Source organism: Streptomyces sp. NPDC051740 (assembly GCF_044453165.1).
Lineage (GTDB): Bacteria > Actinomycetota > Actinomycetes > Streptomycetales > Streptomycetaceae > Streptomyces > Streptomyces atrovirens.
Genome location: NZ_JBITCL010000007.1, coordinates 144030 through 164273 on the forward strand (window position 1 = coordinate 144030; position 20244 = coordinate 164273).

Consider the following 20244-nt stretch of genomic DNA (forward strand, 5'->3'; position numbering starts at 1 on the left):
GGTGCTCAGGTTCATGCCCGTAGGTGACTCGATGACGATCGGGAGCGCGGGTGAACACACCTGGCGCTACCGGCTGTGGCAGCACCTGTGCACGGCGTACGGCGGTCCCTTCACGCTGGTCGGCCCGCGCGAGACGCTGCACGACCCGGTGACGGACGCCCCCACCTCACACGCGTACGCCGACCCCGACTTCCCCCGCGCCCACCTGGCCGGCTGGGGCGAGGGCTGGCAGCACATGGTCCCGCTGATCGGCGAGGCCGTGCGCTCCTGCCGCGCGGACGTGCTGCTGGTGTCGCTGGGCCTGATCGACCTGGGCTTCTACACGAACGCCGAGCAGACGGCGGAGAACGTCCGCGCGTTCGTCGCCGGGGCGAGGGCGGCCGACCCGCGCGTCCGCGTGGCCGTGCTGCCGGTGGTCCGCAACATCCGGGTGGAGGCCGACCCGGCCTTCGCCGAACAGGTCGCCCACTTCAACGAACTCCTGGCGAAGACCGTCGCCGACCTGGACGAGGCGGACTCGCCGCTGCTGCTGGTCCCGCCGCCGGCGTCGTACGACTTCCACACGGACACGTACGACGGCACGCATCCCAACGAGAGCGGCGAGCACAAGCTCGCGGGGGCGTTCGCGGAGGCGATGTGGCGGGGGTGGGGGCTGGGCGGGCCGTACGGGGCGGCGTAGCGGCCGGGGAGTTCTGGCATATGCGCCCCGTCCCGTGTCCTGCTCACCGTGCGTATCGTTGTACCGCGCGGCCGCACTCGTCCGTGGGCGGCCGGGGAGGAGCGCCACGATGACCGTCCTTGAAGACAGGATCGCCATGGCCGACGTCAACACTCAGCGCTTGGACGAGTGGTTCGAGCGGCTGGAGCGGATGCCCGTCCCCGAAGGATTCAGGGTCGAGATCGTCGGGGGCAACGTCTACATGACACCGCAGCGGGACACCCATTGGGCCATCATCTTCAAGCTCGCAATGGCTGTTGAAGCCCGGTTCGGAGAGGACGTCAAGGTGTTCTCGGACGTCCGCATCGACTTCCCCGGCCACGAGAACGGTCTCTGCCCGGACGTCGCCGTACTCCGCGCCTCCGCCGAGAAGGACGACGAGGGCCACTGGCGCTACGAGGACGTCGAGTTCGTCTTCGAGGTCATCTCCGAGGGCACGGCCGCCAACGACTACGGTCCGAAGAAGGCCGCCTACGCGACCGCCGAAGTGCCCCTCTACGTCATCGCCGACCCCTACCAGGGCCGCTGCTACGTCTACACCGACCCCAAGAACGGCGACTACGTCACGCGGACGCGGGTGGACTTCGGCGACGACATCGACCTGACGGGCACGGTGGCCGACCTGACCGTGAGCACCGGCGCCTTCCCCCGGGACCGGTCTCCTCTTGCATAGAGCGCACTCCAAGCCGTTGGCTTGATGACCATGAAGTACACGCAGCTCGGACGCACGGGACTCAAGGTCAGCCGGCTCGTCCTCGGGACGATGAACTTCGGTCCGCAGACCGACGAGGCCGACAGCCACGCCATCATGGACGCCGCGCTGGACGCGGGTCTGAACTTCTTCGACACGGCCAACGTCTACGGCTGGGGCGAGAACAAGGGCCGTACCGAGAGCATCATCGGGAACTGGTTCGCGAAGGGCGGCGAGCGCCGCGACAAGGTGGTCCTCGCCACCAAGGTGTACGGCAACATGGCCGCCGACGGCGAGGCATGGCCCAACCACGACAAGCTGTCCGCCGTGAACATCCGCCGGGCCGTCGACGCCAGCCTGAAGCGGCTCCGGACGGACTACATCGACGTCTACCAGTTCCACCACGTCGACCGGAACACCCCGTTCGAGGAGATCTGGCAGGCGATCGACGTCCTGGTCCAGCAGGGCAAGATCCTCTACGTCGGTTCCTCGAACTTCCCCGGCTACAAGATCGCCCAGGCCAACGAGATCGCCGCCCGGCGCGGCGGCACCATCGGCCTGGTCAGCGAGCAGTGCCTGTACAACCTCGCCGAGCGCCGCGCCGAGATGGAGGTCATCCCGGCCGCGCAGGAGTACGGGCTCGGGGTCATCCCGTGGTCGCCGCTGCACGGCGGACTGCTGGGCGGTGTGATCAAGAAGGAGGTCCAGGGCGGCCGGCGCGCCTCCGGACGGGCCGCCGACACGCTCGCCGATCCGTCGTCCCGCGCGCAGATCCAGGCCTACGAGGACCTGCTCGACAAGCACGGCGTCGAGCCCGGCGAGGCCGCGCTGGCCTGGCTGCTCACCCGGCCCGGCGTGACCGGCCCGATCGTCGGTCCGCGCACGTCCGAGCAGCTCGCCTCCGCGCTGCGCGCGGTCGAGCTGGAGCTGGGCGAGGAGCTGCTGACCTCGCTGGACGAGATCTTCCCGGGTCCGGGTCCGTCGCCGGAGGCCTTCGCCTGGTAGCGGCGCGTACGGGGACGGGGGCGGGCGGCGGCGCTATTGGCCCAGCGCCGCCGCCAGCGCCACCACGACGAACATCAGCACGAGCGCACCGGCCATGATCCGGTTACGGGTCTTCGGGTCCACGCCACCGAGCCTAACCGGCCGCGCCCAGTGCCTGCCGGGCGACCGCCTCATAACGGGGCTGCTCGCCCGGCACCCCGGACGTCGGCAGGTGGCTGCGCATCAGCACCACCTCGCCGACGGTCCAGGTACGGCTGCGGAACGCGTGCAGGGCCTCCACGTACGGCCGTACGTCGACGGCGTCCCGGCTGCGGGCGACGGTCAGGTGGGCCTTGTGGCGGCGGTGCTCGTCCCTCGGCACGCCCGCCTTCCGCGCCGCCGCCTCGGCCCGCTCGGCCAGCAGCCGCATCGTGCGCAGGTCTCCTTCCGCACCGGCCCACAGCGCCCTGCCGTGCCCGAACTGGCCGCCGCCGGACAGCGCCAGCCGGAACGGCTCGGTCCGGGACGCGGCCCGCCCCAGCCGCGCCGTCAGCTCCGGTACGAGCCCGTCGTCGACCTCGCCGTAGAAGGCGAGCGTGAAGTGCCACCCGGCCCACTCGGTCCACCGCATCCCGTCCGCCCCGGGCAGCCTCCGCAACTCCGCGACCTCGGCGGCGAGCTCCTGGACCACGTCCTCGGGCGGCAGTACGGCGGCGAAGAGTCTCATGGGGCCAGTCTGCCGTCAGACCGCGGGAGCCAGGGCCTCCTGACGCTCACGGGGCACGAAGCGGACACTGGGGTGGCCCCGGTGCCAGCCGACCGACAGGCGCAGGCCGCCGACCCTGGCCAGGATCAGGCCGATGACGGCCGCCGCGGCCACCGCGACCGCGCCGCCGGCCGCGAAGCCGACGCGGGCGCCGTAGGTGTCGGTGATCCAGCCGACGATCGGGGCTCCGACCGGGGAGCCGCCGAGGAAGACCATCATGTAGAGGGCCATGACCCGGCCGCGCATCGCCGGGTCGGTGGCCATCTGGAGGCTGGTGTTGGTGGTGACGTTGACCGTCATCGAGAACAGACCCAGCGGGACCATGAGCAGGGCGAACATCCACAGCCGCGGTGAGGCGGCGGCCAGGATCTCCAGGCCGCCGAAGGCCAGCGCGGCCAGGATCAGCAGCCGCAGCCGGGCCGTGCCGCGCCGGGCGGCGAGCAGGGCGCCGGAGACGGAGCCGACCGCCATCAGGGTGTTGAACATGCTGTAGACGCCCGCGCCCCCGTGGAAGACGTCGTCGGCGAAGGCCGAGAGGTAGACGGGGAAGTTGAAGGCGAAGGTGCCGATGAAGCCGACCAGGACGATCGGCCAGACCAGCTCGGGCCGCCCGGCGACGTAGCGCAGGCCCTCCCGCAGCTGTCCCTTGCCGCGCGGGGCGCGCTCGACGGCGTGCAGCTCGCGGGCGCGCATCATCATCAGGCCGGCGAGCGGCGCGACGAAGGACAGGCCGTTGAGGAGGAACGCCCAGCCGGTGCCGACGCCGGTGATCAGCAGGCCCGCGACGGCGGGGCCGACCAGGCGGGCGGACTGGAAGTTCGCGGAGTTCAGGCTGACCGCGTTCTGCAGCTGGCCGGGGCCGACGAGTTCGGAGACGAAGGACTGGCGGGCCGGGTTGTCGACGACGGTCGCGAGACCGAGGGCGAAGGCGGCGACGTAGATGTGCCAGACCTCGACCCGTCCCGTCAGGGTGAGGGCGGCGAGCGCGAGGGCGGTGAGGGCCATCGCGGTCTGGGTGACGAGCAGCGTGGGACGCTTGCGCAGGCGGTCGACGAGGACACCGCCGTACAGGCCGAACAGCAGCATCGGCAGGAACTGCAGGGCCGTGGTGATGCCGACGGCGGCCGAGGAGCCGGTGAGGCTGAGCACCAGCCAGTCCTGGGCGATGCGCTGCATCCAGGTGCCGATGTTGGAGACGACCTGGCCTATGAAGAACAGGCGGTAGTTCCTGACCCTCAGCGAGGCGAACATCGAGGTCTTGCGGGCGGGGGTGTCGGGGGCGGCCAGGGTGTCGTGGGGGTCAGGTGCGGGGGCGGAAGCTGCTCCGGATCCCGTACTCAAAAGGGTTCGCCTCCTATGCTTGCTGCCGTACTGCCGTACTGCGTGCTCAGACGTGCGCCAGTTTCTCCAGCACGGGGGCGGCGGCACGCAGTTTCGCCCACTCGTCGTCGTCGAGTTCCTCGACCAGCGAGGCCAGGAACGCGTTCCGCCTGCGGCGGCTCTCCTCGAGCATCGTCTCGGCCCGCTCGGTCTGCGTGACGACCTTCTGGCGCCGGTCGTCGGGGTGCGGCTCCAGGCGGACCAGTCCCTTGGCCTCCAGCAGGGCCACGATGCGGGTCATCGACGGCGGCTGGACGTGCTCCTTGCGGGCGAGCTCGCCCGGGGTGGCCCGGCCGCAGCGGGCCAGGGTGCCCAGCACCGACATCTCGGTGGGGCTGAGGGACTCGTCGACGCGCTGGTGCTTGAGCCGACGGGACAGCCGCATCACGGCGGATCGGAGGGCGTTCACGGCGGCTGCGTCGTCGCCATGGCTGAAGTCCGGCATGTTCTTTAGCGTAACTCATTACTCTCGCTAAGGACCACCCGGGAGGCGCGTACGCGCCCGTGACCCCCGCCACTGTCACGTCGCATCACCCGTACGAGTGATCCATCCGCGAATCGTGGCGCGGCGCACCGTGGTGTGCAGGGACCCTCATGCGCATGGGGACCGACGTGCTCAGCCTGCGTATCGACCACGAACTGCTCGAACGGCTCCGGGAGCATGCCGCGAAACGCGGCATGAGCGTCCAGGACTATGTCGTCCGGACGCTCATGCGCGATGACTTCGACCAGCGGTTCCGGACCGCCGTCGAGGAGACGGAGAAGTTCTACGGGGTCACGTGAGCCCCCGCGGGCACGGTCAGGTCAGGCCCAGCGCCGGCATCAGGTAGTAGAAGGCGAAGACCGCCGACACCACGTACATCGCCACCGGGACCTCCCGGCCGCGCCCGGCCGTCAGGCGCAGCACCACGAAGGTGATGAAGCCCATGCCGATGCCGTTGGTGATCGAGTAGGTGAACGGCATCATCACCATCGTCACGAAGGCCGGGATGGCGATCGTGTGGTCCGCCCAGTCGATCTCCTTGATCGAACCGGCCAGGATCAGGAAGCCCACCGCGACCAGCGCCGGGGTGGCCGCCTGGGACGGGACCATCGTGGCGATGGGCGTGAGGAACAGCGCCACCGCGAACAGGGAGCCGGTGACGACGTTGGCGAAGCCGGTCCGCGCGCCCTCGCCGACGCCGGCCGTGGACTCCACGAAGGCGGTGGTGGCCGAGGCGGAGGCGGCACCGCCCGCGGCGACCCCGACGCCGTCGAGGAACAGGACCTTGTTGACGCCGGGCATCTGGCCCTGGGCGTCGGTCAGCTTGGCCTCGTCCGAGACGCCCATGATCGTGCCCATCGCGTCGAAGAAGCTCGACAGCAGCACGGTGAAGACGAACAGGATGCCGGTCAGCACGCCGACCTTCTCGAAGCCGCCGAACAGGCTGACCTGGCCGATCAGGCCGAAGTCGGGGGTGGCGACCGGGTTGCCGGGCCACTCGGGGGTCGTCAGGCCCCAGGTGGGGATGTCGGCCACGGCGTTGATGATCAGCGCGAGGACCGTCATCGCGACGATCGAGACGAGGATCGCGCCGGGCACCCTGCGCGCGATCAGCACCAGCGTGAGCAGCGCGCCGAGGACGAAGACGAGCACCGGCCAGCCGGTGAGGTGACCGGTACCGCCGAGCTGGAGCGGGACGGTGGTGTGGGCGGCGTCCGGGATGCGGGAGACGAACCCGGCGTCGACCAGGCCGATCAGCATGATGAACAAGCCGATACCGATGGCGATGGCCTTGCGCAGACCGTAGGGGACGGCGTTCATCACGCGCTCGCGCAGACCGGTGGCGACCAGCAGCATCACGATGAAGCCGGCCAGCACCACCATGCCCATGGCGTCCGGCCACGACATGCGCGGCGCGAGCTGGAGCGCGACGACGGAGTTGATGCCCAGGCCCGCGGCCAGCGCGATCGGGACGTTGCCGATGACGCCCATGAGCAGCGTGGTGAACGCGGCGGTCAGGGCGGTCGCGGTGACGAGCTGGCCGTTGTCGAGCTGATGGCCGTACATGTCCTTCGCGCTGCCCAGGATGATCGGGTTCAGCACGATGATGTACGCCATCGCGAAGAAGGTGGCGAAACCGCCGCGGATCTCACGGGGCAGGGTGCTGCCGCGCTCGGAGATCCGGAAGTAGCGGTCGAGGGCGCCGGACGCGGCACCGGACCCCGGCTGCTCGGGGGTGGGGGCCTTGGTGGTGGCCGACGGGGACATGCGGGGACCTCATCACCGGTGGGCGCCCCCCGAAGCCCTTTGGTGTTTTCTACGAATGAAAGCGGTCAGAGACAAACGGATTCAGTATGAACATATAACGCCGTCCGCGCTATCTCCGCGCGTAGACCCATGTGGCTCCTTGCGGTTCCCGTCACGCGGGTCGTGCGGTCCCCGTCACATACCCCTGCGGCCCCCGTCACGCCCGGGACCCCTCGTAAGCTGTCCGCATGGCCGGGTTTTTTTCGGGATCCCCCGAGCACGAGGCGCCGGAGCCCCTGGAGGGCCCCGTGGTCGCCACCATCGTCGGCGGCACGATCATCTGGTTCGTCCTGTTCCTGGTGCAGCTGCCGTTCTACGGCTGGTTCGACGACCACGGCCACACCTGGTGGCTGTGGACCTGCCTGGCCGGCGGCGGGCTCGGCTTCATCGGCATCTGGTACGTCCGCAGGCGCGACGCCGCGATCAAGCGGGGGCGGCCGGCCGACGGGGAGCCGGACCGCTCCCCCGCCCCTCGGCCGACTGAGCCCGACGGGCGTCCGCTCCCCCGCCCCTCGGCCGACTGAGCCCGACGGGCCTTTGCGCCACCGCCGTACGACCACGGCACTACGGCCGTCCTACCCCGGTCGGATCTTCCGCCGATCTGGTGGGTGAACCGCCGGATCCACACGTACCGTCGAATGCATGACGCATCTCGAGGCGGGCGACCGGATCGATGCCGAACACCCCGCCGGGGTCACCTCGCCGGTGACCGGGCTGACGGCCGCGGAAGTGGCCGAACGGGTGGCGCGCGGACAGGTCAACGACGTGCCGGTGCGCAGCAGCCGGTCCCTCGCCGAGATCGTCCGCGCGAACGTCTTCACCCGGTTCAACGCGATCATCGGCGTGCTCTGGCTGATCATGCTGGTCGTCGCGCCCATCCAGGACAGCCTGTTCGGCTTCGTGATCCTCGCCAACACCGGCATCGGCATCGTCCAGGAGTGGCGGGCCAAGAAGACCCTCGACTCCCTCGCGGTGATCGGCGAGGCACGGCCCACGGTGCGCCGGGACGGGACGGCGACGGAGGTCGGCACCTCGGAGATCGTGCTGGACGACCTGATCGAGATCGGGCCGGGTGACAAGGTCGTCGTCGACGGGGTGTGCGCCGGGGCGGACGGCCTGGAGATCGACGAGTCGCTGCTCACCGGCGAGGCCGACCCCGTGGTGAAGCGGCCCGGGGACCAGGTCATGTCCGGCAGCTTCGTCGTCGCGGGCGGCGGCTCCTTCCAGGCGACCCGGGTGGGGCGCGAGGCGTACGCGGCGCAGCTCGCCGAGGAGGCCTCCCGGTTCACGCTGGTCCACTCCGAGCTGCGCTCGGGCATCTCCACGATCCTGAAGTACGTGACGTGGATGATGGTCCCGACCGCGATCGGCCTGGTCATCAGCCAGCTCGTGGTCAAGGACAACGAGCTGAAGAACTCGGTCGCCCGCACGGTCGGCGGGATCGTGCCGATGGTCCCCGAGGGGCTGGTGCTGCTCACCTCCGTCGCCTTCGCGATCGGGGTGATCCGGCTGGGCCGCAAGCAGTGCCTGGTGCAGGAGCTGCCGGCGATCGAGGGACTGGCCCGCGTCGACACGGTCTGCCTGGACAAGACGGGCACGCTCACCGAGGGAGGCATGGACGTCACCGGGCTGCGGGTGCTGGGTGACGGCGACGAGGCGTACCTCCGCAGGGTGCTGGGCGAGCTCGGCTCGGCGGACCCCCGCCCGAACGCCTCCCTGCAGGCGATCATCGACGCGTACCCGGACACCACCGGGTGGCGCCTCACCGACACGCTGCCCTTCTCCTCCGCCCGCAAGTACAGCGGCGCGACGTTCGAGGAGGGCGCGGGCGGGGCGGCCGTGACCTGGCTGCTGGGGGCGCCCGACGTGCTGCTGGACCCCGACGATCCGGCGCTGGCCGAGACGGAGCGGATGAACGAGCAGGGGCTGCGGGTGCTGCTGCTCGCCCGGGCCCGCGACGGCGTGGACGTCGACGACCCCGGGGCCGCCGAGGGCGTACGGCCGGCCGCGCTGGTGGTGCTGGAGCAGCGGCTGCGCCCGGACGCGGCCGACACCCTGCGCTACTTCGCCGAGCAGGACGTCCGGGCCAAGGTCATCTCCGGGGACAACGCGGTGTCGGTCGGGGCGGTCGCGTCCAAGCTGGGCCTGTCCGGTACGACGGTGGACGCGCGCCGGCTGCCCGCCGACCCGGACGGCATGGCGAAGGCGCTGGACGACGGCACGGTGTTCGGGCGGGTCACCCCGCAGCAGAAGCGGAACATGGTGGGCGCGCTCCAGTCGAACGGCCACACGGTCGCGATGACCGGGGACGGCGTGAACGACGTGCTGGCGCTGAAGGACGCCGACATCGGCGTGGCGATGGGCTCCGGTTCGGAGGCCACGCGGGCGGTCGCGCAGATCGTGCTGCTGAACAACAGCTTCGCCACGCTGCCGTCGGTGGTGGCGGAGGGGCGGCGGGTGATCGGCAACATCACCCGGGTCGCGACGCTGTTCCTGGTGAAGACGGTGTACTCGGTGCTGCTGGCGGTGCTGGTGGTGGTCTCGCAGGTGGAGTACCCGTTCCTGCCGCGCCATCTGACCCTGCTGTCCACGCTCACCATCGGCGTCCCGGCGTTCTTCCTGGCCCTCGCCCCCAACAAGGAGCGGGCGCGGCCGCACTTCGTACGGCGGGTCATGCGGTACGCGATCCCGGGCGGGGTGCTGGCCGCGCTGGCGACCTTCGCGTCGTATCTGGTCGCGCGGGATCACTACACCGGTGCGGGCGCGCTGGAGGCGGAGACGAGCGCGGCGACGCTGACGCTGTTCCTGATCTCGATCTGGGTACTGGCGATCATCGCCCGCCCGTACACCTGGTGGCGGATCGGGCTGGTGGCGGCGATGGGCGGGGCGTTCCTGGTGGTGCTGGTGGTGCCGTGGTTGCAGGAGTTCTTCGCGCTGAGGCTGGTCGGCATGACCATGCCGTGGGTGGCGACCGGCATCGCGGTGGTGGCGGCGGCCACCTTGGAACTCCTGTGGAGGTGGGTGGACCGCCGCTTTCCCGCTTGAGGGTCCTCGAACGGCTACGCGGTCTCCGTGGGGTTCCACACCCCGTCGCAGTCGAGCGTGTCCGGTGTGCCGGGAACGATGTCGCACTGCGTCTCGTACAGGTCCCCCTCCGTGGTGATCACCTGGACCGACACGAGGTTGGCCTGTGAGGCGACGGACACGGCGCAGGCGTTCTCCGGGTACGACGGGTCCGTGGTCAGGTCGTAGAAGATGAACGGCGTGACGTTCGGCTGGGTGTCCCGGATGCCGACGGCCGTGGAGCCGTTGGACGTGGTCGCCTTCACCTCGTTCGACGCGGAGGGGTTGTAGGAGTCGACGTCGACGCAGGGCCCGGGGGGCCCCGTCGGACCGGTGGGTCCCGTCGGTCCCGTCGGTCCCGTCTCACCGGCAGGCCCGGGGGGCCCTGTCGGACCGGTGGGTCCCGTCGGACCTGTCGGGCCCGTCTCACCGGCAGGCCCGGGAGGTCCCGTCGGACCCGTCTCACCGGCAGGCCCCGTCGGACCGGCAGGCCCCGTCGGGCCCGTCGGACCCGTCGGACCCGGAGGGCACTTGTCGCAGGGCTTCTCCGGCTTTCCGTCACCGCTGTCAGAGGGATGGGACGCGGTCTTGTCGACGGAGCGTTCGGTGCCGGCGGGGCGCTCGTCTCCCTCCGCCGCGAGTGCCGGAGTGGCGGTGACACCTGTCAGTGCGAGGACGAGCGCGGCCATACCGCCGCCCATTCCCCAGACGATCCGTCTGGGGAGCGGGCCGGGCGGATTGATTCGGTCTCGGCGTTTCATACGCTGTTCCTTTCCCCTTTCCGATACCAACTGGAAAGCGCGATCGAGAGAAGCGGCGGCCGATCCATGAATCGCCGATCCGTGAATTCACCACGCGGTATCCGCGCGATCTGTCAGCCGATCAGCCGACTTCGGACACCTGAATGCCCCAGTGAGACGAACCTCGGACACGGACCGGCACGCCACGACCCGACCGGGCCGGTGCGCTGATACGGTCGCCGCACTGGGAATCCGGGGACGGAAGTGCAGGTCGCCTCGTGAACTCGTCCATCTGCCTTTGCATGATCGTCAAGAACGAAGCCCGTGTCATCGAGCGGTGCCTGTCTTCGGTGCGGGACCTCGTGGACACCTGGGTGATCTCCGACACCGGCTCGACCGACGGCACCCGGCAACTGATTCGCGCAGCACTTCACGGGCTCCCGGGTGAGCTCCACGAGGAACCGTGGAAGAATTTCGGCCACAATCGGACACTCAACATCGAGCATGCCCGGGGGAAGGCCGATTACCTCCTTCTTCTTGACGCCGACCAGGTGCTGCGGCAGGACGTCCCCCTGCCTCCCTTGACCGCCGATTCCTACATGTTGCGGCATGAGGGGGTAACCGAATACCGGGTCAAGCGTCTGGTGCGAGGTGACATTCCTTGGCGTTATGAGGGAGTCACGCACGAGTACCTCACCAGTGACCAACGGCACGACCAGGCGAACCTCGACGCGCTCGTCGTCGAGCACTTCGCCGACGGGGGATCGCGGCAGGACAAGTTCGAGCGCGACGCCCGCCTGCTGAGCGCGGAACTGGAGCGGGACCCCGGCAACGCACGCACCGTCTTCTACCTGGCCCAGACGATGCGCGACCTCGACCACACCGAGGAGGCGATCCGCCTGTACGAGCGCCGCGCGGGGATGGGCGGGTGGGACGAAGAGGTCTACTACTCGCTGCTGCAGGCCGGGATCCTCAGAGCCCGGTCGGGCGACTGGCCCCGGGCCATGGACGCCCTCACCCGCGCCTGGGAGGCGCGCCCGCACCGGCTCGAGGCGTGCTACGAGCTGGCCTCGCGGCTGCGCTCGATGCGCAGGTACCGCGCCGCGCACGCGGTCGCGTCCGCCGGGCTCGGCCGGCGCCGGCCGGACGACCTGCTGTTCGTCCAGCCCTGGGTGTATGAGTGGGGGCTGCTGTTCGAGTTCTCGATCAGCGCCTACTGGGTGGGGGACCTGGCCGGCTCGGTCCGGGCCTGCGACGACCTTCTGTCGATGCCCGGACTGCCCGACCGCTACCGCCGGCAGACCCTCGCCAACCGCGAGTTCGCCACCCGCCGACTCGCCGGTTTCACCGGGCCGGCCGCCCCGGCCGGCCGGGCACCGAGGGCGACTCGGGTGGGGTGACCGCGCCCCCTTGAAGGGGGCGCGGGGCGCCGTACGCCTTTACTTCACGTCGACGAAGTCACCGGCGGCGTTGACCGCCGGGGTGGTCGAGGTGCCCGCGAAGGAGTAGCGGTAGTAGCCGTCGGCGGAGGCCTTGACGGTGGTCTTCAGCTCGCCCTTGGAGTTGGTCTTGATGGTCTTGACCGTGGTGTAGGTGCTGGAGCTCTTCTTGCGGAACTGGAGCTTCACCGACTGGCCGGTGTAGCCGGCGTACTTGCCGGTCTCCCAGTTGGCGCGGGACAGCTTGCCCGTGACGGTGATGGTCTTGCCCTTCTTCACCGGCTCGGGGGAGGCGTTGACGGTGAGCTTGGAGGCACGCTGGACCTTGAAGCTCTTGACGTTGTCCTTCTGCGTGAAGTCGTAGTCCTTCGCCGCGGCGATGGCCCACACCTTCCAGGTGCCGGCGACCGAGTTGACCAGGTTGGAGCCCGGGTCCAGGGTGAAGCTGGACGTGCAGGTCGACTTCGTGGCGTTGACCTTGGCGCACTTGGCCTCGCCGTCGCTGCTGTCGGCGACGGCTCCGCTGTCGGACTTCTCGATGCTCGGACCGTGGTACAGGATGGCCTGCGCCCAGTCGGCACCGGAGTTGTCGGTGACGGTGAAGGTCACGGTGACCTTCTTGTTGGCGGTGGCGCCGACGACGACGGACTTGCCGCCGTTGACCACCACGTTGGAGATCTTGGTGTCTCCCTCGGAGTCGTCGGCCTGGGCGGCCGGGACGGCGAGGGCTGACAGGGCCAGGGCGCCGGAGACGGCGGCCACGGTGGCGCGAATACGCATGTGTTCCCCACGTTGGAGAAGGGGGCCCCGACGCTGGTCGTTTCGTACGGCTCGTCGTCGGCCGGGGCCCCGAATGATCGTGGAGTCTGTTGACTCGCATGATCAGATGCACCACTCGGTCACATGGTTGTACGAGAAGTGGAAAATTCGTGCAGGATTTCCCGGGCTCAGTCGAACCAGCGGTCCCGCGCCAACTCCTGGGTGCGGGAGGGGTCTTCCAGCAGTGCCGCCACCTCGAAGCGCCGGGGCCACTGGCCCGCCGCCCAGGCGAGGCCCGCGGCCACGCCCTCCAGGGTCGCGGCGTGCAGGACGCCGTCGTTCGTCAGCCGCCAGTCGATCTCCACGCCGTCGACGACGAGTTCCTCGTGCTCCACGTACACGGCCGGGGTGCGCGGCCCCAGCAGCACCCGCACCGGATCCGGTACGTCGTGCTCCGTGCCCTCGGAGTCCACCTCCCCGGTGACGGACTCGCTCAGCCGCCGCACCTGGAACAGCTCCGCCAGCTCGGCCGCCCGCGCCGGCCGTACGGGCAGCAGCGGCACCCCCGACGTGAACGGCAGCAGGTCGGGCGAGTCGACGACCACCGCGTCCGCGGCGTCCACCACCTCGACCCGGCCGTCGACCACGGCCCGCAGATCGTCCGGCAGGGTCACCTGCTCGGGGTCCAGCTCCGCCAGCGCGCCGTAGAGCGCGTGCAGCTGGGCCGCCGTGACCGGCCGGTCGGGGTCGGCGAGCCGGTCCAGCAGCTCGGCGGCGCCTCCCGGCTCGTCGAGCAGCGCGGCCACCGAGGTCCGTACGCCCAGCGCCCGCAGCACCTGCTCGTCCTCGAACCCGGTCGCGTCGGCCTCGTCGTACAGGCCCCGCAGCAGCGGGTCGCCGCCGGCCGCGCGCAGTCCGGCGGGGCGGCGCCCGCCGATCACCGGGTGCCCGCGCAGCCACCACGCGGTGTACGGCCGTACGATCTCGTGCGTGCCGTCGTGCAGCAGGATCCGTACCGGCTGGACGAGCGCGTCGCGCAGCGGGGGCCGCGACAGCAGGGCGAGGGCCCGGGGCCAGTGGTCGTCGTCCACGAGGTCGAGGTCGCGCACGGCGACGATCTCGGTGGCGACGGGCGGGACGGGGCTGTCCGGGAAGCGGTCGAGGACGTCCTCGCTCCACACGTCCACGGCGTCGAGCAGACCGGCGTCGTCCGGCTCGGCGAAGTCGCCTTCGCGCGGCTCCAGTTCGTCCGGGTCGAGGACGACGTCGGTGGCGCGGATCAGCGCGAAGTCCACCAGCACCCCGCAGGCGGCGAGCGGCTGTTCGCCCCACTTGTCGGCCAGTTCGCCGTCCACGAAGGCGAGTTCACCCTCGCGCATGACCTGGGCGAACGGTCCGCCGGGGAAGACCAGCTCGCAGGCCGGGGAGAGTTCGCCGTCCTCGTCGGGGAGGGCGAGGGCGCCCAGCCACGGCTCGTCGCCGGGTTCGAGCCCGGCGTCGCGCACCAGCCCCAGCACGGTGTCGGCGAGTTCCTCGGCGTCCGGGGTGTCCTCCTCCCAGTTCACCGGGCCCTCGTCGTCCAGGGACGCGGCGACGGCGGCCCGCACCTGCGGGGTGGTGAGGACGGCGCGCGGGGTGGCGGGGAGCGCGCCGAGCTTCTCCAGGAGGGGGTGGGCGGCGTCCGGGTGGGCGACCTTGAGCCCGAGCCGGGCCAGCACCTCGGGGTCGATCCGGGTGGCCTCCGCTCCGGGCAGCAGCACCTGCCGGGGGCCGATCGTGGTCCTGCCGTCGGCCAGCGGCACCGGCAGCCCGGACAGCCGGTCGGGGTCGACCCCGGCGAGGCTGTCGTACAGCCGCCGCCACCAGTCGGGGGACTTCTCCAGACCGGCCAGCCGGTCGACCGCGTCGGCGAGCGGGACGCGGGCGACACCCAGCGTGCGCAGCTCCACATGGCGTTCGAGACCTGCGGGCAGGAGGGTGGGGAGGACTTCGGCGAGCACCCGTACGGTGTCGGCGCCCGCGCCCTCGACGACCTCGGCGTCGCGGGGACGCAGGGACTCGGGGAGCTCGTCGGTCTCCGGGTCACCCGGCGCGGCCGGGGGCAGGAAGGACGTACGGGGCAGCCGTTCGAGGATCGCCCGGCGCAGGGCGCCGTCCAGTTCGCCCTTGCCGAGCGGGCCCGGCACGAGGTCGATGATCCCGGGGGCCACCGGGCGCCAGTCGGCGAGGAGCCCGGCGTAGGCGTCGGCGGCGCGCTGCACGAGGAAGTCGGTGAGCGGGCCGGGGGCGGCGTGCCGGCGGGTGGAGTCCAGCGGGAGGGAGGCGATGAGCAGCGCGGGCACGCCGAGGGGCTCGTCGCTGGGGGTGGGCGCGTGCACGACGGGGCTGGTGCGGGGCCGGGCGGGGCCGCCGTCGGCGTCCACGGGGACGGCCCAGGTGACCGACCAGTACGGGCGCAGCCGCTCCTCGACCGGCCGGTCGGCGAGCAGCTCGGGGGTGAGCGGGCCGTGCGCGACGGCGGTGCGCCAGCGGGTGGCGCCTTCCCGGCTGTCCTCGACGACGGTGAGACCGTCCTCGTCGCGGCGGCTCACGGTCCGGGGTTCCGCGTCCCCGATCTCGACGACCACCTCCTCCAGGCCCGGCAGGGCGAGCAGCAGGGCGTCGTCGACGGCGTGCAGCAGCCGCTCGGCGAGGTCGGCGGCGGCGGTGTCGCGCAGGGGGAGGATGACGGCGGTGTCGTACGGGCCGGGCGCGGTGCCCTCGGCGGCGAACGGCAGCCGGAGCAGGGGCACGTGCCCGTCGCGCCGCCGGATCTCGTCCCCGAGGCCGGGACTGTGCCGTGCGGTGTCGCCCGCGAGGTCCCGCGCCTCGGCCAGCGACCAGCGGACCCCGCCGTGCCGTCCGACGACGGCGGGCTCGTCGGTGACGGCGAGGACGGCGGCGAAGCCGACACCGAACCGGCCCACGGCCCGGTCCGGCGCGTCCCGCTTGGCGGAGGCCCGCAGCGTGGACAGCGACTCGACACCGGCCGCGTCCAGCGGGGCCCCGGTGTTCGCGGCGACGAGGACCCCGTCGCGCAGGGTGAGCCGCAGCCGTCCCGGTACGCCGGCGCGAGCGGCGGCGTCGGCGGCGTTCTGGGCGAGTTCGACGACGAGGCGGTCCCGGTAGCCGCCGAGGACGAGGTCCTCCTCGGCGTTGGCGTCCTCACGGAAACGGGCGGGGCTGGTGACCCAGGCGTCCAGGACACCGCGCCGCAGACGCGCGGTACCGAACGGATCGGCCCCCTCGGCGGCGGGCCGCACGAACTTGCTCACGTTCATCTCTCCTCATCGGCCCCGCATCGGCGCATCGGCGTGAGGTCGAAGGTACCGCCCCGGCGAGAGGGGGCGCGCACGGCCGGACGGATGCCCTCCGGGCCGGCGGGTGAAGGCGGTCCCCGGAGACCCACGCCACATTCACGCGGGCGCCGGGCCGGGCTCCCGGTGACAAGCGGCACAGGCGTTCCGGCCGGTACTACCCGGAATAGTGGAAAAGTGGTTGACCCCAAAAGGGGCATTTAGGTCGTAAGACTGATCGATCAGCTTGAAACGGGGGGTTCCGCCCCGTCCGGACCCACCGGTCAAGAGACGTGCGTCTCACGCCCGATGTACGACCTTTCGTCGTAGGTCACACCTTTGCGGCTTCCGTCCGGGTCCGGTTACCAAGGAACGGCCAGCACGGCACGGACCCGTTCCGCCGATGGCTTCCCCGTCCCCTCACCCATGAGGTCTCCATGCTCCAGCGCGTCACGTCCCGCTTCCCCCGTACGTCCCTGACCCGGACCCGCGCGGCCGTCCTGGCCGCCGGCATGGGCGCCACGGTCGTCCTGGGAGTCGGGGCCGCGGTCGCCGCCGAGAACACGGCCGCGCCCGGCGCCGCCACCACCGCCCAGGCGCAGGCCGCCGCCAAGAAGGCGACCGCCTCCTGGGTCTCCCCGGTCAAGAGCTACAAGCTGTCCGCGAGCTTCGCCCAGAACGGCGGCATGTGGGCGTCCAAGCACAGCGGCCAGGACTACGCCGTCCCGACCGGCACCACCGTGATGGCCGCGCACGGCGGCACCGTCGTCAAGGCCGGCCCCAACGGCGCCGGCGACGGCCCCGCGTACGGCAACGCCGTCGTCATCAAGCACGGCAACGGCACGTACTCCCAGTACGCCCACCTCTCGCAGGTCGACGTGAAGGCCGGCCAGATCGTCAAGACCGGCCAGAAGATCGCCCTGTCCGGCAACACCGGCAACTCCAGCGGCCCGCACCTGCACTTCGAGATCCGCACCACCCCGAACTACGGCTCCGCCGTCGACCCGGCGAAGTTCCTGCGCGCCAACGGCGTCACGCTCTGACCCAGGGCGCGTAAGCAGCACCCGAGCGACCCCGAGAACGGCCCCGCGCCGCCCCTCGGGGTCGCTTTCGGCGATCAGCCCTCGGACACGTACGGGACGAAGCGGGCCCAGGTGCCGGGGGCGAAGGCGAGGCGGGGGCCCTCGGTGTCCTTGGAGTCGCGGACGTGGACGGTGCCGGGGGTGAGGGCGAGTTCGACACAGGACTCGCCGTTGGTACCACCGCTGTAGCTACTCTTGAACCACGCCAGTTCCGAGGTTCCCCCGGCGGAAGCCTTACGCATCATGTCTCTCCCAGCAGTTTCTCGATGAAGGCGAACGACTCCCTCGACGGGAGGGCTTGTGCCCGGATGGTGCCATATTGCAGCTCCAAGACACGGAGCTGCCTGGGGTCGGAGACTGGGCGACTGTTGAACAGGCCGTCGGCACGCCCCACAGCCGTGCCATCCGGGAACTTCAGCAGCTCGATCCTGCCATCCAAGCCCGGGTGGGCCTCGGTGTTCGTCGGCATGATCTGAAGCGTGACGTGACTCAACCGCCCCACCTCCAGCAGGTGTTCGAGTTGCTGTCGCCACGCCATTGTGCCCGCAATCTGTCGACGCAGAGGTGCCTCTTCCACCACGAAGTGGATAGAAGGAGCGGGATCGCGCTCGAAGACCGATCGTCTGGCCAATCGTGCGGCCACCATGCGTTCCACGTCATCGGACGAGTAGGGCGGCTGTGCTGCCGTGATCAGGGCCCGCACATGCTCCGGCGTCTGCAACAAACCCGGGATGATGTTGCACTCGTACAGACCGATCTCGACTGCCTTGCCTTCCAACTTCCCCAGCGCCCGAACCTTCTTCGGATACCGGACCTTCTTCACGTCCTCCCAGGCCGCCGCGATCAGCCCACCCGCGCCCAGGACCTCGTCCGCCTTGTCCAGGAACTCCTGCCGGGGGATCCGCTTGCCGCCCTCGATCTTGTACACCATGTCCTCGCCGTAGCCGACGATCCGACCGAACTCTGCGGCCCGCATCCCCGTCGCCTCGCGGCGCAGTTTCAGCTGGCGCCCGACGGTCGTGATGACCGCGACGCCCCACTCGTCGTCCGGGTCGACCTCCCAACCCGGCTCGTCCGCCTCGGTCTTGAGTTGCCCCGTCTCCGTCTCCGTCTCGACCGCCGTCATGCCGCACCTCTCCCTCGTCGTGGCCCGTGACGCACCCGGCGTCCTGCCCGTACCAACCGTCGGCACAGCCACGACAGCACCGGACAACCACCGGACAGTGACTGTACGTACGCGCTAAGTGACATTCCACGGTACGCGGATCCGGCCACGCTGAGTGATGTGAATCAGCAAACCGCCGAACCCGCCACCCCCGTCCGCAACTTCAGCGTGCTGCTCTCCCCCACGCCACGCGGTGCCCATCAAGCCCGGCGACTGGGAGCGGGCCAACTGCGTTCCTGGGGGCTGCCCGTGGACCCGGCCCGCCAGATCATCGCGGAGCTGGCCGTCAACGCGGCGACCCACGGTCGCGTCGCGGGCCGGGACTTCCGGCTCACGCTCTACGTCGTCGCCGACACCCTCCGTATCGAGGTCACCGACACGCGCGGCGAACGCCTGCCCGACCCGCGACCGGCCGCCCCCGACGCCGAGTCCGGCCGGGGCCTGCTGCTGGTCGAAGCGCTCGCGGACCGCTGGGGTGTGACCGAGGGCCGCTTCCCGCGCAAGACCGTCTGGGCCGAACTGCTGTTCCCCTCCGGTTGAGCGCTACAGGTCCATCGGCCGGCGATTGGCGCGTTTCTCCGTCCGAGGAGCGCGAAAACCGAGGTGAGCGGGCCATTCCGTTGGAGATCCGCTCCACTGCCCCACCCGAACCGGGCAGGTCCGCATGTGCTTCACGGCACCGGAACCCGATTCCTCGTGCTCCGGTGCCGTCGGCGCCTTCCCTAGGAAAGAACCTGGGGGAAAGCACCCCACCAAACCCCACCCTTTCCCGCCCGAGGCGTGTCGTCACTCGGGCGGGTGAACATCACCGGCTCAGCTGGATTTTCGGACCCCCAACGCCTCTACGCTCAGCGCACACCACCCGAAAAGACTTCGGCCCCCGCCGGGACTGGCATCCCGGTGCGAGGGCCTAGCCACCCAGGAAGAGGAAGCTTCCCGATGGATACCCAAAACCCTAGCGCGCCCCCGCGCCCCCAGTCAGCCCCCGCCGGCAATCCGACCCGATCGCGTCACCACACCGGCGGCGTCATCCACGACAACACCCGCCACACCACCCGCTTCGTGGTGATCGGCAACCACCTCACCCAGCACCCCGAGCTGTCCCTGGTCGCCATCGGCCTCGCCTGTCACATCCAGTCACTGCCCACCGGCACCCCCGTGGACATCAAGAGCCTCGCCGCCCGCTTCAAAGAAGGCACCACCTGCATCGCCGCCGCCCTGCGCGAACTGGAGACCCACGGCTACCTCCGCCGCGAACGCGTCCGCACCCCCACCGGCCGCATCATCACCCGCACCACCTCCTGCAACCAGCCCGGCCACCGACGCCAAGCAGCCCCCACCGACTGCCCCGCCCCACCACCCCGGCCACCAAGGGAACGCACCCCCCAGCCACCCCGCCCCCGCAAAGCACTACCGACCGTCCCCCAGCCCAGCTACCCCGCCCCGGCCCTCCTCCAGCAGGCCACCGACCTCCTCACCACCCTGCGCCGCCACGACCCCCGCCTCCTGCTCTCCGCGACGGACACCGCCCACCTGGCCCCCGGAGTCGCCGCCTGGCTGGAACGCGAGGCCACCCCCACCGCCGTACGCCACGCCCTCACCACCGACCTCCCCGACGAACCCCTCCACCGCCCCGCCGCCCTCCTCGCCCACCGCCTGGCAGCGCACCTGCCGCCCCCTCCCCCGTTCCGCGCCCCGGCCGACCCGCCACCCACCCGTCACGGCCTCCGCACCTGCGACGGCTGCGACCGCGCCTTCCGCGCCCCCGAAACCGAAACCCACTGCCGCGACTGCCGTGCAGCCACCGCTCGCCCCGGAAGCCAGTAAGGAAA

At 71.0% G+C, this 20244-nt stretch carries 19 protein-coding genes; 10 read left to right on the plus strand and 9 right to left on the minus strand.

Translation table 11 applies throughout. From position 1 onward, the window contains the following. Window position 1: 1 nt before the first annotated feature. The 3 genes from ACIA6T_RS14200 to ACIA6T_RS14210 all read left to right on the plus strand — a co-directional run bounded on the left by ACIA6T_RS14200 (window position 2) and on the right by ACIA6T_RS14210 (window position 2414). Complete coding sequence (locus ACIA6T_RS14200) at window positions 2-679, plus strand: GDSL-type esterase/lipase family protein (RefSeq protein ID WP_399446781.1); 678 nt, start codon at window positions 2-4, stop codon at window positions 677-679. A gap of 109 nt (window positions 680-788) precedes the next feature. Next, complete coding sequence (locus ACIA6T_RS14205) at window positions 789-1391, plus strand: Uma2 family endonuclease (RefSeq protein ID WP_399446782.1); 603 nt, start codon at window positions 789-791, stop codon at window positions 1389-1391. 30 nt (window positions 1392-1421) lie between these two features. Continuing rightward, entirely contained in the window at window positions 1422-2414 is a 993-nt protein-coding gene (locus ACIA6T_RS14210) for an aldo/keto reductase (protein WP_399446783.1), read from the plus strand. 133 nt (window positions 2415-2547) lie between these two features. On the opposite strand, the gene thpR is transcribed toward ACIA6T_RS14210, so the two are convergent. From thpR to ACIA6T_RS14225, 3 genes are read right to left on the minus strand one after another with little or no spacing between them, the layout of a single operon-like run. After that, a complete protein-coding gene (gene thpR, locus ACIA6T_RS14215) occupies window positions 2548-3120 on the minus strand; it encodes an RNA 2',3'-cyclic phosphodiesterase (protein WP_399446784.1) in 573 nt (190 codons plus the stop codon). Between the two features lie 15 nt (window positions 3121-3135). Further along, a complete protein-coding gene (locus ACIA6T_RS14220) occupies window positions 3136-4500 on the minus strand; it encodes an MFS transporter (RefSeq protein WP_399446785.1) in 1365 nt (454 codons plus the stop codon). A 46-nt stretch (window positions 4501-4546) separates the two neighbouring features. Beyond that, window positions 4547-4984, minus strand: coding sequence for a MarR family winged helix-turn-helix transcriptional regulator (locus tag ACIA6T_RS14225; protein ID WP_399446786.1), 438 nt, complete (start codon window positions 4982-4984; stop codon window positions 4547-4549). Between the two features lie 155 nt (window positions 4985-5139). On the opposite strand from ACIA6T_RS14225, the gene ACIA6T_RS14230 reads away from it, so the two are divergent. Then, window positions 5140-5322, plus strand: coding sequence for a ribbon-helix-helix protein, CopG family (locus ACIA6T_RS14230; RefSeq protein ID WP_344555332.1), 183 nt, complete (start codon window positions 5140-5142; stop codon window positions 5320-5322). Between the two features lie 16 nt (window positions 5323-5338). On the opposite strand, the gene ACIA6T_RS14235 is transcribed toward ACIA6T_RS14230, so the two are convergent. Then, complete coding sequence (locus ACIA6T_RS14235) at window positions 5339-6790, minus strand: NCS2 family permease (RefSeq protein WP_399446787.1); 1452 nt, start codon at window positions 6788-6790, stop codon at window positions 5339-5341. A 227-nt stretch (window positions 6791-7017) separates the two neighbouring features. On the opposite strand from ACIA6T_RS14235, the gene ACIA6T_RS14240 reads away from it, so the two are divergent. Together ACIA6T_RS14240 and ACIA6T_RS14245 are read left to right on the plus strand one after the other, a co-directional pair. Further along, the gene (locus ACIA6T_RS14240) at window positions 7018-7353 is read left to right on the plus strand and encodes a DUF2530 domain-containing protein (protein WP_399446788.1); all 336 of its coding nucleotides are present in this window, start codon (window positions 7018-7020) and stop codon (window positions 7351-7353) included. A gap of 118 nt (window positions 7354-7471) precedes the next feature. After that, entirely contained in the window at window positions 7472-9874 is a 2403-nt protein-coding gene (locus tag ACIA6T_RS14245; RefSeq protein WP_399446789.1) for an HAD-IC family P-type ATPase, read from the plus strand. Window positions 9875-9888: 14 nt separating this feature from the next. Here the strand turns inward: ACIA6T_RS14245 and ACIA6T_RS14250 are convergent, their stop codons facing one another. Continuing rightward, window positions 9889-10158 carry a hypothetical protein gene (locus ACIA6T_RS14250; RefSeq protein ID WP_399446790.1) on the minus strand — a complete coding sequence of 90 codons (270 nt, stop codon included), beginning with the start codon at window positions 10156-10158 and terminating at the stop codon, window positions 9889-9891. 752 nt (window positions 10159-10910) lie between these two features. Here ACIA6T_RS14250 and ACIA6T_RS14255 point away from each other — a divergent pair. Further along, window positions 10911-12032, plus strand: coding sequence for a glycosyltransferase (locus ACIA6T_RS14255; protein WP_399446791.1), 1122 nt, complete (start codon window positions 10911-10913; stop codon window positions 12030-12032). Between the two features lie 39 nt (window positions 12033-12071). On the opposite strand, the gene ACIA6T_RS14260 is transcribed toward ACIA6T_RS14255, so the two are convergent. Then, the gene (locus ACIA6T_RS14260; protein ID WP_399446792.1) at window positions 12072-12851 is read right to left on the minus strand and encodes a calcium-binding protein; all 780 of its coding nucleotides are present in this window, start codon (window positions 12849-12851) and stop codon (window positions 12072-12074) included. Window positions 12852-13018: 167 nt separating this feature from the next. Continuing rightward, the gene (locus ACIA6T_RS14265; protein ID WP_399446793.1) at window positions 13019-16144 is read right to left on the minus strand and encodes a sacsin N-terminal ATP-binding-like domain-containing protein; all 3126 of its coding nucleotides are present in this window, start codon (window positions 16142-16144) and stop codon (window positions 13019-13021) included. 458 nt (window positions 16145-16602) lie between these two features. Between ACIA6T_RS14265 and ACIA6T_RS14270 the strand changes: the two genes are divergently transcribed. Further along, on the plus strand, window positions 16603-17208 hold the full coding sequence (locus ACIA6T_RS14270; RefSeq protein WP_399446794.1) for a M23 family metallopeptidase: 606 nt from the start codon (window positions 16603-16605) through the stop codon (window positions 17206-17208). Window positions 17209-17282: 74 nt separating this feature from the next. Here the strand turns inward: ACIA6T_RS14270 and ACIA6T_RS14275 are convergent, their stop codons facing one another. Further along, window positions 17283-17492, minus strand: a complete 210-nt coding sequence (locus tag ACIA6T_RS14275; RefSeq protein WP_399446795.1) for a DUF397 domain-containing protein — start codon at window positions 17490-17492, stop codon at window positions 17283-17285. Next, entirely contained in the window at window positions 17489-18373 is an 885-nt protein-coding gene (locus ACIA6T_RS14280; protein ID WP_399446796.1) for a helix-turn-helix domain-containing protein, read from the minus strand. The genes ACIA6T_RS14275 and ACIA6T_RS14280 overlap by 4 nt, the downstream gene beginning before the upstream one ends. A gap of 159 nt (window positions 18374-18532) precedes the next feature. On the opposite strand from ACIA6T_RS14280, the gene ACIA6T_RS14285 reads away from it, so the two are divergent. Continuing rightward, complete coding sequence (locus tag ACIA6T_RS14285; protein ID WP_399446797.1) at window positions 18533-18952, plus strand: ATP-binding protein; 420 nt, start codon at window positions 18533-18535, stop codon at window positions 18950-18952. A 399-nt stretch (window positions 18953-19351) separates the two neighbouring features. Beyond that, window positions 19352-20239 carry a helix-turn-helix domain-containing protein gene (locus ACIA6T_RS14290; protein WP_399446798.1) on the plus strand — a complete coding sequence of 296 codons (888 nt, stop codon included), beginning with the start codon at window positions 19352-19354 and terminating at the stop codon, window positions 20237-20239. The last annotated feature ends 5 nt before the right edge of the window (window positions 20240-20244 follow it).

Coding starts and splice junctions, on each gene's coding strand:
- ACIA6T_RS14205 (WP_399446782.1), top strand. CDS start 789: ATGACCGTCCTTGAAGACAGGATCGCCATGGCCGACGTCAACACTCAG.
- ACIA6T_RS14210 (WP_399446783.1), top strand. CDS start 1,422: ATGAAGTACACGCAGCTCGGACGCACGGGACTCAAGGTCAGCCGGCTC.
- thpR (WP_399446784.1), bottom strand. CDS start 3,120: ATGAGACTCTTCGCCGCCGTACTGCCGCCCGAGGACGTGGTCCAGGAG.
- ACIA6T_RS14225 (WP_399446786.1), bottom strand. CDS start 4,984: ATGCCGGACTTCAGCCATGGCGACGACGCAGCCGCCGTGAACGCCCTC.
- ACIA6T_RS14230 (WP_344555332.1), top strand. CDS start 5,140: ATGGGGACCGACGTGCTCAGCCTGCGTATCGACCACGAACTGCTCGAA.
- ACIA6T_RS14235 (WP_399446787.1), bottom strand. CDS start 6,790: ATGTCCCCGTCGGCCACCACCAAGGCCCCCACCCCCGAGCAGCCGGGG.
- ACIA6T_RS14240 (WP_399446788.1), top strand. CDS start 7,018: ATGGCCGGGTTTTTTTCGGGATCCCCCGAGCACGAGGCGCCGGAGCCC.
- ACIA6T_RS14245 (WP_399446789.1), top strand. CDS start 7,472: ATGACGCATCTCGAGGCGGGCGACCGGATCGATGCCGAACACCCCGCC.
- ACIA6T_RS14260 (WP_399446792.1), bottom strand. CDS start 12,851: ATGCGTATTCGCGCCACCGTGGCCGCCGTCTCCGGCGCCCTGGCCCTG.
- ACIA6T_RS14270 (WP_399446794.1), top strand. CDS start 16,603: ATGCTCCAGCGCGTCACGTCCCGCTTCCCCCGTACGTCCCTGACCCGG.
- ACIA6T_RS14275 (WP_399446795.1), bottom strand. CDS start 17,492: ATGATGCGTAAGGCTTCCGCCGGGGGAACCTCGGAACTGGCGTGGTTC.
- ACIA6T_RS14280 (WP_399446796.1), bottom strand. CDS start 18,373: ATGACGGCGGTCGAGACGGAGACGGAGACGGGGCAACTCAAGACCGAG.
- ACIA6T_RS14290 (WP_399446798.1), top strand. CDS start 19,352: ATGGATACCCAAAACCCTAGCGCGCCCCCGCGCCCCCAGTCAGCCCCC.